We start from the raw sequence: 13,883 nt of genomic DNA on the forward strand, positions 1-13,883 counted from the left end.
ATCTCCTTGCGGCTCAAGGGAGTTGCGATGGCTGTACGCCCTGTGACCCGGATCACGAGGATGCTGTTCAATTCGAAAGTTACGGACGAGTAGTGCACTTGTGAAGTTACGCGTCAGTAAAAACTTGCAGTGTTAACCGCGCCGCCCTGCATCTACTGATGAACCGTCACCAGGTGGGCCTGATGGGACCATGGGGAGCAATGCGCCCCAACCGGTCACCCAACGCGCGCACACCACTCTCGCCGAGCACATCGGTCCACGACCGCACGGCCTCCGCTGCGGCCTCCTCCGCCGCACGCGTGCAGGCCCACCCCCGCTCCGTCAGCACGACCAGCCGGGCCCGCGCGTCCACGGGATGCGGCCGCCGCTCGGCGTACCCCTGGCGCACGATCTCGTCGACCAACTGGCTCGCGGCCTGCTTGGTCACGCCGAGATGACCGGCCAGCTCCGTGACCGTGGCCCCGTCCGGAGCGAGCCGCGCGAACGCGAAGCCCCAGGCGGGCCTCGCCTCGAACCCCCGGGCGACAACCCCGTCATTGATGCGCTGGGTCAGGTCACCGGCGGCGGCGAGCAGGGTGGCGGCGAGGGCGAGGGCTTCGGAGTTCTGCACCCAGGCATTGAAACACCCTTGACGAATTGGTCAAGCAGCTTGACCATGGGCTGCATATAGTCAACCTGCTTGACCATCTACGATCCGGAGATCCCGCATGCCCGTAGTCCGCTCGTCCGATGCCGTCACCCACGAGATCCACGGCGCCCGTTTCGTCTCGTACGCCACTCCCCTCAGCGGCGCCAAGGAGCTCTGCGCCTGGCGCGGCGAGATCCCCGCGGGGACGAAGGCGCCGGCTCACACCGTCAGCCGCGAGGAGATCTTCCATCTACTCATCGGCGAACTCCTGATCACTCTCGACGACACCGCCCATCGGATCACCGCGGGCGACACGGTGATCGTCAACCCCGGGGTGACCTTCGCCGTCGAGAACCCCACCGACCACACCGCCCTCACCTGGGTCACGACCTCCATCGGCCTGGAGGCGGAACTGGCCGACGGCACCCGTATCACTCCACCGTGGGCCAACTGAGCCCTACGCCGCCAGCGCCCCCGGCAGCACCGCGAGCAGCCCGAACCTCGCCCGGGCGCGGTCCGCGGCCTCCTCGATGCGGCGGAGCTTGTCGTCGGTGGGGTCGAAGGTGAGCTGGTGGGAGGCCTGTTCGGCGGGGTCGAGGCCCTCGGCGCGCAAGGAGATGGAGCGGACTCGGGCACGCTGGAGACGGAGGGCCTCGTACATGTCGTACGCCGCCCTGGTCAGGGCCGCCGAGTGGGCGGTGGGTTCCCCGAGGGTGCGGCTGCGGGTGGTCGCGGTGCGGTCGGCGTAGCGCACGGTGAGGGTCAGGGTGCGGCAGACCTTGTCGAGGGCGCGCAGCCGGGCGCCCAGTTCCTCGGCGGCGGAGAGCAGGGCGCGGCGGTGCCGGTCGGGGTCCGACTCGTCGCGGGTGAAGGGGCGTTCGGTGGCGAGGACGGGGGTCCCTCCGCTCGAGTGAAGCCGAGAGTGGGCGAGGGAGACGCCGTTCGGCACCACCCGGCCGCGGTCCACGCCGTTCGCCTTCTCGTGCAGTTCGCGGCCGGCCTTGGCGCCGACCAGGCGCTCGAGCGTGGACAGGGGTGCGGCGGCGACCCGGCCCAGGGTGTCGAGGCCGTACTCGCACAGGACGCGGGCGGTCGCGCCGCCGAGGCCGGGGAGCGCGGCGACGGGCCGGCCGGCGAGGAAGTCCGCCACCGCCTCCCCGGGGACCGCACAGGTCACCCCGGGCCGGGCGTCCTGCAGTGCCATGCGGGCCAGCATCGGCCCGGGCCCGGCGCCGATCGCGCAGTCGACGCCGTGCAGGGCGAGGGCGCGGACCCGGATCACCGAGGCCAGTTCGACGGCGTCCCGCCTGAAGTACCGTTCGGCGCCCCGCAGATCGGCCAGTGCCCGGTCCGGCGGCAGCGCTTCGACGACCGGCGTGAACTCCTCGAGGAGGCCGAGCAGTTCGGGCAGGGCCGCCTCCCGCCTCGGCGGCAGCTGGAAACGTACACAGAGGATGGTCATCCCGCACTCCCCGGGCTCTGGTGCCACAACTTCCGTATCCGCGAAGGCTCTTGACCCGCCGATCGCAGATCGGCCCATGGATGCAGTTCGTATCCCGTCGGCATTTGGATTCGCCTCCCGCCGGTCGGATCCCCGGCCAGTCACCGGCCCAGCCCGAGGCGCGGTGCGCACCACTGGGCACCCGTGCTACTAAATCGATGACGCGTTCGAATTATGTCACTGACCGGGGCCGATGAGGCTAGAGTAATCGAACGAGAGTACGATGGAGATATCGGGTATACGGCCTAAAAGGGTCGAAATGGGGTGGAGTGATGGAGGTGCGGCATGGCGGGCTTCGCCCATCTGCACGTCGCGTCCGGTTACTCCGAGCGCTACGGCGCGGCCCATCCCGAGCATCTCGTGCTGCGGGCGGCCGAGCGGGGTGTGACGGCGCTCGCGCTCACCGACCGGGACACGGTCACCGGAGCCGTCCGGTTCGCGCAGGCGTGCGCCGGAGCCGGGGTCCGGCCGGTCTTCGGTGTCGACCTGGCAGTGGAGGCCCTCGCACCCCCGCCGCCCACCCAGCGGCGCCGCACCCCGGCGCGCGGTGGCGCGCACGTCGTCGAGCCGCCACTGCGGTTCGTGCTGCTCGCGCAGAACCGGGAAGGATGGGCGCGGCTGTGCCGCATCACGTCGGCCGCCCACGTCGGCACCGCGTCCGGCGCGGCACCGGTGGTGGTGCCGTGGGAGGCCCTGCGCGAGTACGGCGGTCCCGGTCTGACCGTGCTGCTCGGACCGCTCTCGGAGCCGGTGCGGGTGCTGTCGGTGGGCCGGGAGGACGTCGCGATGAAGCTGCTGGCGCCGTGGAAGGAGATCTTCGGGAGTGGGGTCAGGCTGGAAGCCGTAGTGCATAAACGTTTCTCCACCGGCCCTGGATCGCTCCGGCTGGCCGCCCGCACCCTGGCGCTGGCCGACCGCACCCACACCACCGCGGTGCTCTCCAACGCCGTCCGCTACGCCGACCCGGACCAGCACCGCCTCGCCGACGTCCTGGACGCCGCCCGGCTGCTGCGGCCCATCGACCGGCGCCGCCTGGACAGCGGACAGCGCTGGCTCAAGGACGAGAAGGCGATGACGGCCGTCGCGCACCTGGTCGCCGAATGCGCCGGAGCCGATGCCCGGCGGGCCCGCCGCCTGGTGGCGGACACCGCTGCCACCGCGGCCGAGTGCGCCCTCGACCCCGGAGCGGACCTCGGGCTCGGCACCCGGCACTTCCCGGAAGCATCGCTCTTCGGCGCCGAGCCCGGACCGGGCGGAGCCGCACAGTTGCTGCGCCGGCAGTGCGAGGCCGGCATGGCCCGGCGGGGCCTGGACCGCGACCGGGTGGCCCTCGACCGGCTGGACGAGGAACTCAAGGTGATTTCCGCGCTGGACTACGACTCGTACTTCCTTGCCGTCGGCCAGGTCGTGGCCGACATCCGGGCCAAGGGCATCCGGGTCGCGGCCCGCGGCTCGGGCGCCGGTTCGATGGTCTGCCACGCGCTGGGCATCGCCACCGCGAACCCGCTCGATCACCGTCTGCTGTTCGAACGCTTCCTGAGCGTGCGCCGGAGATCACTGCCCGACATCGACATCGACGTGGAGTCCGCCAGGCGGCTGGAGTGCTACGACACGATCTTCGACCGGTTCGGCAAGGAACGGGTCGCCGTCACCGCCATGCCCGAGACCTACCGGGCCCGCCGCGCCCTGCGCGACACCGGCCTGGCCCTCGGCATCGCGCCCGCGGACGTCGACCGGATCGCCAAGAGCTTCCCGCACCTGAGAGCCTCCGACATCACGGGCGCGCTCGCCGAACTGCCCGAACTGCGGCAGCTGGCGGCCGAGGCGCACCGCTACGGACCGCTGTGGGAGCTCGCCGAAGGCCTCGACTCCCTGGTCCACGGCATGGCCATGCACCCCTGCGGCGTGGTCATCAGCGACGCGACCCTCCTGGACCGGCTGCCGGTGCAGCCCACCCCGCAGGGCGACTACCCCATGGCCATGGCGGCGAAGGAGGAGATCGAGGACCTGGGCAACATCAAGCTGGACGTGCTGGGCGTACGCATGCAGTCCGCGATGGCCCACGCCGTCGCCGAGATCGAACGGACGACCGGCAACCACATCGACCTGGACGACCCCAAGCAGGTACCGCTCGACGACGTCCTCGCGTTCAAGCTCATCCAGGAGAGCCAGACCCTGGGGCTCTTCCAGCTGGAGTCGCCCGGCCAGCAGGACCTGCTGTCCCGGCTGCAGCCCCGCGACCCGCAGGACGTCATCGCCGACATCAGTCTCTTCCGTCCCGGACCGGTCGCCGGGGGCATGCCCGAGCGGTACATCGCCGCCCGCCATGGCGGCACCCCGTCGTACGCCCATCCGGACCTGGAACCGGTGCTAGCCGACACCTACGGCGTGACCATCTGGCACGAGCAGATCATCGAGACCCTGTCGGTCATGACCGGCTGCGACTACGCGCTGGCCGAGGTCGCCCGGCGGGCGCTCGGCGAGAAGGACCGGCTGCCGAAGCTCAGGGACTGGTTCCACGGCCTGGCACGCGCGCGTGGCTACAGCGCGGCCGTCCGGGACGAGGTCTGGAAGACCGTCGAGGCCTTCGGCGCCTACGGCTTCTGCCGCGCCCACGCGGTCGCGTTCGCCGTACCCGCCCTCCAGAGCGCCTGGCTCAAGGCACACCACCCGGCATACCTGCTGGCCGGCCTGCTCGAACACGACCCCGGGATGTGGCCCAAGCGCGTCCTGGTCTCCGACGCCCGTCGGCGTGGGGTCCAGGTCCTGCCCGTCGACGTCAACCGCTCCGGGGTGAAGCACACCGTGGAGATGACCGAGAAGGAGGAGTGGGGTGTGCGGCTCGCGCTGTCCGCGGTGCACGGCATCAGCGAGGAGGAGTGCGCACGAATCGAACATGGCCAGCCGTACGGATCGCTGTCCGACTTCTGGCAGCGGGCCCACCCCAGCAGGCCGGTCGCCGAACGCCTCGCGGAGATCGGCGCGTTGAACTGTCTCCACGACGGTCGCCTCACCCGCCGCGACCTGCTCCTGCAGATCGCCGAACTCCACCGGGCCTCCCGCACCCGGACCGCGGGCAAGGGCCAACTTCCCATCGAAGCGGGCGCAGTCGGGGGAGCGGAGCCGAGCGGACTGCCGGAGATGACCGGACGTGAAGCGCTGAGCGCCGAGTTGAGCACGCTCGGCATCGACGTCTCCAGGCACCTGATGGAGCACCACCACCGCCTCCTGCGCGAGATCGGCGCGACCGACGCCGCACATCTGGCCGGACTGCGCGCCGGCCGGCAGGTCCTGGTCGCCGGCGTACGTGCCTCCACCCAGACCCCGCCCATCGCCAGCGGCAAGCGCATCATCTTCGTCACCCTGGAGGACGGCTCCGGCCTGGTCGACCTGGCCTTCTTCGAGGACTCCCACCCGGCCTGCGCGCACACCGTCTTCCACAGCGGACTGCTGCTGGTGCGCGGCACGGTCCAGGTGCGCGGCACCCGCCGCACCGTCGTCGGCACCATGGCCTGGGACCTGGACGAGATCGCCACCGCCCGCCGCGACAACGGCCCCGAGGCCGCACTCGCCCTGCTCGGCGAGAGCCGCCCGCACCCGACCCCGGCCCAACCGCAGCGAACCCTGGCCAACGGCACCACCGGCGCCCGCCTCCACCCGTACGCCGACCTCCAGCCCGCCGGCACCCGCTCGGCCGACCTGAAGAAGTTCGGCCACCGCAGCCCGGGGAGTGCGGGATGACCACGCGTCAGCGGCACATCGCCCACCTCCATCTGCACGCCGCACTGACCGAGGCTCAGTACGCCGACATAATCGAACTGGTGTCTGGTATCACGCCCCATGTCCAGGCCGTCCCGCCCGACGCAGTCCAGCTTGACCTGACTTCGGCGCTCAGATACTTCGACCTGTCCCCCTATGACGTCGTTCAGCTGGCGAAGATGAGGCTGAAGGGGCTCTACGGCATCGACAGCAGCGCCGGGCTCGCCGGCAACCGCATGCTGGCGGCCATGGCGGCCGACGCGTCCGCGCCGGGAGAGACCACCTGGGTCCCCGCTGATGACGTGGCCGACTGGCTGTACCCGCGGCCCGTCACCGCGCTGCCCGGGGTCGGGCGCACCACGGCGGAAACGCTTCACCGATACGGCCTGCACACCATCGGCCAGATCACCGACCTGCCTTCGGTGACCCTGCAACGGCTCCTCGGCGTCGGTCAGGCGCGGTTGTTGGCCGAGCGCGCCCGCGGTCATGATCCCCGCCCGGTCACCCCCTCCGAACCGGCGGGGCACTTGGTCGCCGATCTCGTGCTGGAGCGGGACTGCCTCGACCCGGCACAGCACCACCGCGCAGTTCTGGGACTGGCCGACCGGATCGGCCAACGCCTGCGCGGCGAAAGCCAGATCGCGAGCCGACTCACCCTCACGGTCCGGTACGCCGACCGCAGCTCCACCACACGTACCCGCACCCTGCCAGAGCCCACCAACCACTCGCCCGCCCTCGCTGCGGACGCGCTGAGCCTGCTGACCGGTCTCGGACTGCAGCGAGCGAGAGTACGCGCCTTCGCGATCCGAGCAGACAACCTGCTGCCAACTGGCAGGGCCTATCGCCAGCTCTCTCTGGACCCCGGCGATGCCCGCGCCCGCGCGGCTGAAGCCGCCGCAGACCGCGCCCGTCGGCGCTTCGGACCGAGGGCTGTAGGTCCAGCCGCTCTGGCGAACTGACCGCTTGTACCGAGAACGACCGGTACAGCCGGCGCACCTCGATGTACTCACAGGTGGAGGCGGCTGTCGGGAGGGGCGGCGCCGGTCAGGGGCGGGCCATGCGGCCCATGATCCGGACGGTCTGGCGGCGCGGCAGGATCTTGCCGGCGAGGGCGATCGGGCGGCCGTTGGTGATCACCGACGGGGGCACGGAGCGGCGGTCGAGCGTGTCCAGGGCCATCTTGACGACGTAGTCGGGGGTGACGCGCTTCGCGCCGTAGTCGGCCGTCTCGCTGCCGGCGGCGTCGTAGAACTCGGTCTTCGTGGCGCCGGGGCACACGGCGAGGACACGGAGGCCGGTGCCACGGTTTTCCTCCCACAGCGATTCGGTGAAGCTGAGGACGAAGGCCTTGGTGGCGCCGTAGACGCTCAGGTACGGGGTCGGCTGGAAGCCCAGCAGGCTGGCGACGTTGATCAGGATGCCGGTGTCGGCGGCGTTCAGAGGGTCGATGTAGGCGCGGCTGAGGTCGACCAGGGCGCTGACGTTCAGCGCGATCATGCTCTGCAGGCGGTCCGGGTCCTCGTCGGCGAGGGCGTTGTGGGTGCCGAAGCTGGCGTTGTTGACCAGCCCGGTGGCGTGGATGCCGCGGGATTCGAGTTCGGCGCGCAGCGTGCGGCCGGCGTCGGGCCGGCCGAGGTCACGGGCGACGACGGTCACCGTGACCCGGTGGGCGCGGGTGAGGTCGTCGGCCAGGTCCTTGAGCCGGTCCGCCCGGCGCGCGACGAGTACGAGATCCGCGCCGCGACGGGCCAACTGGCGGGCGAATTCCGCGCCGAGCCCCGAGCTGGCTCCGGTGACGATGACGGTCTGGCGGCGATAGTCGATTTTGCTCCCGACTGCACTCTACGCACGCTGTTGCACTGAGTGCAAGTAGATGCATCTCGAGAGGACATATACCATCGGTGCATGGCCCAGAAACCGACACCTCTTCGGGAACAGACCCGCTCGGTGGTTCGCGCGCTCCTCGCCAAAACCGCCCTCGAGCTGTTCGCGGCCAAGGGGTACGACGACACGACCCTCGACGAGATCGCCGCCGCGGCCGGTGTCTCCAAGCGGACCCTGTTCAACTACTTCCGCAGCAAGGAAGACCTCGCCCTCAACGGCCTGTCCGAGCAAGGGGAACTGATCGCCGCGCGGCTCGCCGAGCGCCCGGCCGACGAAGACCCGTGGACATCGCTGCGTGCGGCGTTCCAGGTTCTTCAGGAGATCGACATCACCGCCGAGCGCCGGCTCGAGATGACCACGCTGCTGTTCGGCAACGAATCCCTGCGCGCCGGCCACGCCGAGAAGCAGGCCCGCTGGCAGGACCTGTTCGCCCCGCTGATCGAGCCGCGGCTGCCCGACTCCGACCATCGCCCTCTGCAGGCCCGCGCGATCGCGGCCTCGGCGATCACCTGCCTCCAGGCGGCGACAGAGGAGTGGATGCGCCTGGGCGGAGAGATCGACCAGTTCGTCCTCTACGACACGGCCGTACAGGCCATCCGCCGCCCCGCCTCACCACCAGAGACGCCAACGACATGAGCAAGCGCCTGCCCACCGCCGACCTGCCGAACATGGCCGCCGCCCTGCGCGCCGAGCGCGCCGAGATGCTGAACTTCACCAGCAGCCTCACCGGCGACGAATGGACCGCGCCCAGCGCCGCGGCCGGATGGCGCATCGCCGACGTCGTCGCCCACATCGGTGCGACGGCGCGGAACTTCTACACACCCCCCTCTCGGGAGGCGCTGCGGGCCACCAGCCTCGAACGACTCAACGAAGGCCCTGTCGACCGGCGCCGCGGCTGGAGCCGGGCACAGGTCATGGCCGAGTACACCCGCGCCTCCCGCCGAGCGACGACGCTCCTCGACCTCGTCCGCCGCACCCCCGCCACCCGGCTGCGCATACCGCTCGTCGAACTCGGACGCTACCCCCTGGGCCTGTTGATCGGCGGCGCACTCGTCTTCGACCACCACACCCACCTGCGCCACGACATCGCCCCCGCCCTCGGCCGGCCCGCACCGCCCACCGACGCGGACCGCATGCGCGCGGTCCTGACGTGGATGATCGCCGTACTGAGCAATCAGGTCGCGCAGGCCCCGGTCACCGGGCTCGACGCCCGCGTCGCACTGACCCTCACCGGCCCCGGCGGCGGCACCTGGTGGTTCGACGAAGCAGGCGCCCTGGCTCCCTCCGACGGCAAGGTCGCCTCGCACGTCACCGCCCCCGCGCCGACCTTCCCCGACTGGGGCACGCAGCGCTCGTCCTGGCGCGACAGCGACGTGACGGTCACCGGCGACACCGAACTCGCCGCCCGCTTCCTCGACATCGTCAACGTCATCTGACCGGGTCAGGGTAAGCCCCGGTAGCGGGTCGGGCGGCCGGTCACCAACCCACCAGTCACGTGGTGTTGAGGCAGATCGGCGGGTTGGCGGATTGGCAGATCGGCGGGTTGGCGGGCTGGCGGGCTGGCGGGCACGAGAAAGTCCCGCCCCCCATACAGGGGACGGGACTCCACGCACCACCGAACCGTCAGCCGATCGACGCCCCGGTCGCCGACAACGCCTCCGTCACCGGCTGGAAGAACGTCTCCCCGCCGGAGGTGCAGTCACCACTGCCACCGGACGTCAGCCCGATCGCGCTGCTCCCCGAGAACAGCGACCCGCCGCTGTCCCCCGGCTCCGCGCACACATCGGTCTGGATCAGGCCGTTCACGATGTCGCCGTTGCCGTAGTTCACCGTCGCGTCCAGCCCGGTGACCTTCCCGGAGTGCACCTGGGTCGTGGACCCGCTGCGCGTGACGGACTGACCGACCGTCGCGGTCGCCGCCCCCGTGATCGCCTGCGCGGACCCGTTGTAGAGGTCCACCTCACTGGGGTGATCGACCTCCGACGTGTACTTCACCAGCCCGTAGTCGTTGTCCGGGAAGCTGGACAGCGAGTTGGTGCCGATCTGGTTCCCGCTCGAGTCCGACCACGTCGAGATCGCCTCGGTGCAGTGCCCGGCGGTGAGGAAGTACGGCTCCCCGCCCTTGACCACGTTGAACCCCAGCGAGCACCGCCCACCGGATCCGCTGATCGCGTCACCACCCGCGATGAAGGGCTTGAACTCCCCCTTCGTACGCTGGAGTTCGGCCACCGAGCCCAGCCCGTCGACCACCTTCGTGAGCTTGGCCCACTCGGCGGCGGAGACCGTGCGGTCGGCGGTGACGACGACCTTGTTGGTGGTGGGGTCGGTCACCCAGGACGTCCCGGGGATGGTCGCGTCGCTCGACAGCGTCGTGCGCGCGCTCTTCAGCTCGGCGAGGGAGTTCGAGACGATTCTCGCCGAGGCCCCGGCCGCCGACACGGTCCGTGCCGCGTCCTCGTCGAGCACGTTCACCACGAGACTCTTGGTCTTCGCGTCGTAGAACGTCCCGGCCGCGTCCGCGCCGAGATCCGCCCCGAGCGTCGAGGCGAGCTTTCCGGCCGCGAGGGCCGAGAGGGTCTTGACGTCCGGCGCGGCCGGCGTCTCGCTGGCGTTCGCAGTCTGCAAGGTGACACCCGCAGCGACCAGCGCGGTGATGCCCGCACCTGCCACGACGATCCGGCGCCTGGGTATGCGTCGATGCTTCAACTCGCGTCCTCCTGTGGGGGGTCGGCCCGGGAGATGGTGGGGACCTCATGGGCCGGAAGGCTGGTTGACGAGCCCTTACTCTTCCGAACCCCGCAGGGAGCGCACAAGGGTGACTTCCGGACGCGCGTAGAACGCGGTTGCGCGCCCCCGCCATTTTTGACAGTCCACGGTCACCCCAGGCCATTCACGCTGCAAACACTACGAGCGAGTAACACCCCATCAGCCCGTGAGGTCTAGTCCTGTCCTGAATTCGCCCCTTCAGCATCCGGATCCGGCCGGGGTTCCAGGGACGGACGTTGCTCCTGCACCGGTTGCTGCGGCGTCGGCGCCGCCCGCTCAAGGAACCGCAGCAGCTCGACGGGAAACGGCAGCACCAGCGTCGAGTTCTTCTCCGCCGCCACCGCCACCACCGTCTGCAGCAACCGCAGTTGCAGCGCGGCAGGCTGCTCGGACATCTCCTTGGCCGCCTCGGCCAGCTTCTTCGACGCCTGGAGCTCCGCGTCCGCGTTGATGACCCGTGCCCGCCGCTCCCGGTCCGCCTCCGCCTGCCGGGCCATGGACCGCTTCATGGTCTCGGGCAGCGAGACGTCCTTGATCTCGACCCGGTCGATCGTGACGCCCCACTCCACCGCGGGGCTGTCGATCATCAACTCCAGCCCCTGGTTGAGCTTTTCGCGGTTGGACAGCAGATCGTCCAGCTCGCTCTTGCCGATGATCGACCGCAGCGAGGTCTGCGCCATCTGCGCGACCGCGAACCGGTAGTCCTCGACCCGGACGACCGCCTCGGCCGGCGAGGTCACCTTGAAGTAGACGACGGCGTCCACCCGCACCGTGACGTTGTCCCGGGTGATGCCCTCCTGCCCGGGCACCGGCATGGTCACGATCTGCATGTTGACCTTCCGGAGCTTGTCCACGCCCGGAACGATCATCGTGAACCCCGGCCCGCGCACATCCGGCCGGAGCTTTCCGAGGCGGAAGACCACGCCCCGTTCGTACTGCTTGACGACCCGCGCGGCCGCCATCACGTACACCGCTCCGGCGGACACGAGCGTCACGCCCGCCGCCACCAGCTCCTCGACCATCGCGACCCCCAGGGTCCGAACCAGGCGCTCAAGGTATGCACTTCGACGGTAACTCCGCCGTGTACACGAAGGGGAGACGGAGGACGCAGGCGGTCCACGGCATCAGGACACGGGACGGCCGCCGGCTGACGGCCGAGGAGTACGGCGACCCGGACGGCAAGGCGTCACCCCCGCGGTGCCCCGCACCCCCTGGCCTGCGCCGCGCTGCTGCCGTCCGCGCGGGACCCGGGAGGCACTGCGCACTTCGCCGTACGGCCGGCTCGACGACGACCTCGCCCCGCTCAGCGACTGGACCGGCTCTGCGCACCACCGAAGCAGACCACGTCGAAGCAGACCACGCCGTGCTCACAGCGAACCCCCGTACGCCAGATGCATACGGGGGTCCACCAGCTGCCGGCTGCGATGCGGGCCGTTACGGGCCTAGAAGACGCTGACGCCGTAAGCGCTCAGGGCCTCGGTGACCGGCTGGAAGAAGGTCGTGCCGCCGGAGGAGCAGTTGCCGCTGCCGCCGGAGGTCAGACCGTAGGCGACGCCGTTGCTGCCGTACAGCGGGCCGCCGGAGTCGCCGGGCTCGGCGCAGACCGTGGTCTGGATCATGCCGTAGACGACGTCACCGCCGCCGTAGTTGACGGTCGCGTTGAGCGCGGTGACCCGCCCGCTGTGGATGCCGGTGGTGGAGCCGCGGCGGTTGACCGTGGTGCCCACGCTCGGGGTGGCGGCGCTGGTGATGTCGACGCTGCCGACCGTGCCGGAGATCGACGAGGTCGGGTAGCTGCTGGAGTACTTGACGATGCCGTAGTCGTTGGTCGGGAAGCTGGACCCGGCCGTCGAACCGAGCGTGGTGGTGTGCCCGGAGTTCGACCACCAGGTGCCCGCACCGTCGGTGCAGTGACCGGCGGTCAGGAAGTAGTAGGTGCTGCCGCTGCGGACGTTGAAGCCGAGGGAGCAGCGCCAGCTACTCGCATAGATGGCGTCGCCGCCGGAGATCAGCTTGTTGAACTTGCCCGGGGTCCGCTTGATCGTGAGCGCGTCGGCGTTGCTGCCCGCCTGCTCCTTGATCTTGGAGATCTCGGCCTGCGAGACCGTGCTGTCCACGGTGACGACCACACGGTTGGTCTTGCTGTCGACGGCCCAGGCGGTACCGGGGATGTCGGCCTTGAGCACCGAGCTGCTGGCGCTCTTGAGTTCGGCGGTGCTGAACGGGGTCGCAGCGGTCGCGTTCGCGCTGGGGACCGCGATGGCGGCCGCGGCCACGAGGCCGGTGGTACCGGCGATCAGCCGGGTCCGTCTCGCAATGCCACTGCGGGGGGTGGTGCGCTTGATCCTCACGTTTCGTTCCCTCCCAGGGGAAGTCGGGGGCCCGCGTGGGGTCGGGGCCCGTGAGGCGCAGTCAGCGGTCCGGCGTCCGGATTTCGAACACGCCGTGCCCCTGACAAGCGCTGAGGGGGAGTATTCGGCCGAACGGCCGGTAGGCGCAAGGGCGCCTTTCGGCCGTCAAGCTTTGAAACACCTTTGCCGTCCGGGTGAACCGGCCGCTCATCGGACCGAGTTGCGCTCCCCCGCGGCGACGGCGACGGCCAGGGTGTTCCCCGGCGGCGGGAACGGGCAGATGAAGTGGTCGGCGAAGGCGCAGGGCGGCAGCAGCGCCCGGTTGAAGTCGACCGTCGTACGGCCTTCGGCGTCCGGCGCGGAGGGGTACAGGAACCGGAACCGGTAGCTGCCGTCCCCGCTCGTCGTATCGCCGAAAACCGCCCACAGCGAGCCGTCGTCCCGGACCTCGGCCTTCAGCGTCAGTTCCTGTCCGTCGAGCACGAACGTCACTTCGCCGCCGAGGCCGAGCCCGCGCTCGACGCCGTCCGCGTTCGGCACGCGCACGGTCCGCCGCGCGTCGTACGGCGTGAAGCGCCCCGGCACCGCCCAGCGCGGATCGTACGGTGTGGCCTCGATGCCGCGGAACGCCCGCCGGGACGGGGCGGCGGGGTCGAAGTCCCGTACGCCCCACACGCCTTCGCGCACCAGCACGACCAGCCTGCGCTCGCCGTACGCCACCCGGGCGGCCTCGGCCGGACCGACGTCGGCGCTCAGCCGTATCTCGCCGTCGAAGGGTCGCCCGTCGACGGTCAGGCCGTCCGCCCCGGTCGCGGTCAGCACCACGGCGTCGTCCGCGAGCGCCCAGGTGCCGGGGAGGCCCGGGAGTCGGCCGCCCGGATGGTCGTCCAACCAGTGGGTGCCGGTGAGCGCGAGCGGCCCGTAGGGCGCGGACACCGCTTCGACGCGGTGCTCGTGCCACAGCTTCCAGGCATCGGACGCGTCGGTGGTCATG

The 13,883-nt window shown here is 70.7% G+C and carries 12 protein-coding genes; 5 read left to right on the top strand and 7 right to left on the bottom strand.

Features of this window, described 5'->3' with window-relative positions:
• Positions 1-166: 166 nt before the first annotated feature.
• A complete protein-coding gene (locus tag ACIBJB_RS23080; protein ID WP_398932977.1) occupies positions 167-610 on the bottom strand; it encodes a MarR family winged helix-turn-helix transcriptional regulator in 444 nt (147 codons plus the stop codon).
• Between the two features lie 97 nt (positions 611-707).
• Between ACIBJB_RS23080 and ACIBJB_RS23085 the strand changes: the two genes are divergently transcribed.
• On the top strand, positions 708-1,082 hold the full coding sequence (locus ACIBJB_RS23085) for a cupin domain-containing protein (protein ID WP_398932978.1): 375 nt from the start codon (positions 708-710) through the stop codon (positions 1,080-1,082).
• A 3-nt stretch (positions 1,083-1,085) separates the two neighbouring features.
• Here the strand turns inward: ACIBJB_RS23085 and ACIBJB_RS23090 are convergent, their stop codons facing one another.
• The gene (locus tag ACIBJB_RS23090; RefSeq protein ID WP_398932979.1) at positions 1,086-2,090 is read right to left on the bottom strand and encodes a DNA polymerase thumb domain-containing protein; all 1,005 of its coding nucleotides are present in this window, start codon (positions 2,088-2,090) and stop codon (positions 1,086-1,088) included.
• 324 nt (positions 2,091-2,414) lie between these two features.
• On the opposite strand from ACIBJB_RS23090, the gene ACIBJB_RS23095 reads away from it, so the two are divergent.
• Positions 2,415-5,870, top strand: coding sequence for a DNA polymerase III subunit alpha (locus ACIBJB_RS23095; RefSeq protein WP_398932980.1), 3,456 nt, complete (start codon positions 2,415-2,417; stop codon positions 5,868-5,870).
• On the top strand, positions 5,867-6,847 hold the full coding sequence (locus tag ACIBJB_RS23100) for a DNA polymerase thumb domain-containing protein (protein WP_398932981.1): 981 nt from the start codon (positions 5,867-5,869) through the stop codon (positions 6,845-6,847). Before ACIBJB_RS23095 ends, ACIBJB_RS23100 begins: the two co-directional genes overlap by 4 nt.
• A gap of 85 nt (positions 6,848-6,932) precedes the next feature.
• Here ACIBJB_RS23100 and ACIBJB_RS23105 read toward each other — a convergent pair whose 3' ends face one another.
• Positions 6,933-7,712, bottom strand: a complete 780-nt coding sequence (locus ACIBJB_RS23105) for an SDR family NAD(P)-dependent oxidoreductase (protein WP_398933046.1) — start codon at positions 7,710-7,712, stop codon at positions 6,933-6,935.
• An 81-nt stretch (positions 7,713-7,793) separates the two neighbouring features.
• Between ACIBJB_RS23105 and ACIBJB_RS23110 the strand changes: the two genes are divergently transcribed.
• On the top strand, positions 7,794-8,408 hold the full coding sequence (locus ACIBJB_RS23110) for a TetR/AcrR family transcriptional regulator (RefSeq protein WP_398932982.1): 615 nt from the start codon (positions 7,794-7,796) through the stop codon (positions 8,406-8,408).
• On the top strand, positions 8,405-9,208 hold the full coding sequence (locus tag ACIBJB_RS23115; protein WP_398932983.1) for a maleylpyruvate isomerase family mycothiol-dependent enzyme: 804 nt from the start codon (positions 8,405-8,407) through the stop codon (positions 9,206-9,208). Before ACIBJB_RS23110 ends, ACIBJB_RS23115 begins: the two co-directional genes overlap by 4 nt.
• Before the next feature lie 187 nt (positions 9,209-9,395).
• On the opposite strand, the gene ACIBJB_RS23120 is transcribed toward ACIBJB_RS23115, so the two are convergent.
• From ACIBJB_RS23120 to ACIBJB_RS23135, 4 genes are all read right to left on the bottom strand, one after another.
• Entirely contained in the window at positions 9,396-10,478 is a 1,083-nt protein-coding gene (locus ACIBJB_RS23120) for a S1 family peptidase (RefSeq protein ID WP_398932984.1), read from the bottom strand.
• 233 nt (positions 10,479-10,711) lie between these two features.
• On the bottom strand, positions 10,712-11,560 hold the full coding sequence (locus ACIBJB_RS23125; RefSeq protein ID WP_398932985.1) for a slipin family protein: 849 nt from the start codon (positions 11,558-11,560) through the stop codon (positions 10,712-10,714).
• Positions 11,561-11,980: 420 nt separating this feature from the next.
• Entirely contained in the window at positions 11,981-12,889 is a 909-nt protein-coding gene (locus ACIBJB_RS23130; RefSeq protein WP_398932987.1) for a S1 family peptidase, read from the bottom strand.
• A gap of 207 nt (positions 12,890-13,096) precedes the next feature.
• Positions 13,097-13,882, bottom strand: a complete 786-nt coding sequence (locus tag ACIBJB_RS23135) for a DUF1684 domain-containing protein (protein ID WP_398932988.1) — start codon at positions 13,880-13,882, stop codon at positions 13,097-13,099.
• Between the last annotated feature and the right edge of the window lies 1 nt (position 13,883).

Source organism: Streptomyces sp. NPDC050759, from assembly GCF_044456945.1.
In the GTDB taxonomy this organism is placed as follows: Bacteria; Actinomycetota; Actinomycetes; order Streptomycetales; family Streptomycetaceae; genus Streptomyces.

What these genes read in the sequence shown, in the direction of transcription:
- ACIBJB_RS23125 (WP_398932985.1), bottom strand. Translation starts at nt 11,560, where the DNA reads ATGGTCGAGGAGCTGGTGGCGGCGGGCGTGACGCTCGTGTCCGCCGGA.
- ACIBJB_RS23115 (WP_398932983.1), top strand. Translation starts at nt 8,405, where the DNA reads ATGAGCAAGCGCCTGCCCACCGCCGACCTGCCGAACATGGCCGCCGCC.
- ACIBJB_RS23085 (WP_398932978.1), top strand. Translation starts at nt 708, where the DNA reads ATGCCCGTAGTCCGCTCGTCCGATGCCGTCACCCACGAGATCCACGGC.
- ACIBJB_RS23135 (WP_398932988.1), bottom strand. Translation starts at nt 13,882, where the DNA reads ATGACCACCGACGCGTCCGATGCCTGGAAGCTGTGGCACGAGCACCGC.
- ACIBJB_RS23090 (WP_398932979.1), bottom strand. Translation starts at nt 2,090, where the DNA reads ATGACCATCCTCTGTGTACGTTTCCAGCTGCCGCCGAGGCGGGAGGCG.
- ACIBJB_RS23110 (WP_398932982.1), top strand. Translation starts at nt 7,794, where the DNA reads ATGGCCCAGAAACCGACACCTCTTCGGGAACAGACCCGCTCGGTGGTT.
- ACIBJB_RS23100 (WP_398932981.1), top strand. Translation starts at nt 5,867, where the DNA reads ATGACCACGCGTCAGCGGCACATCGCCCACCTCCATCTGCACGCCGCA.
- ACIBJB_RS23095 (WP_398932980.1), top strand. Translation starts at nt 2,415, where the DNA reads ATGGCGGGCTTCGCCCATCTGCACGTCGCGTCCGGTTACTCCGAGCGC.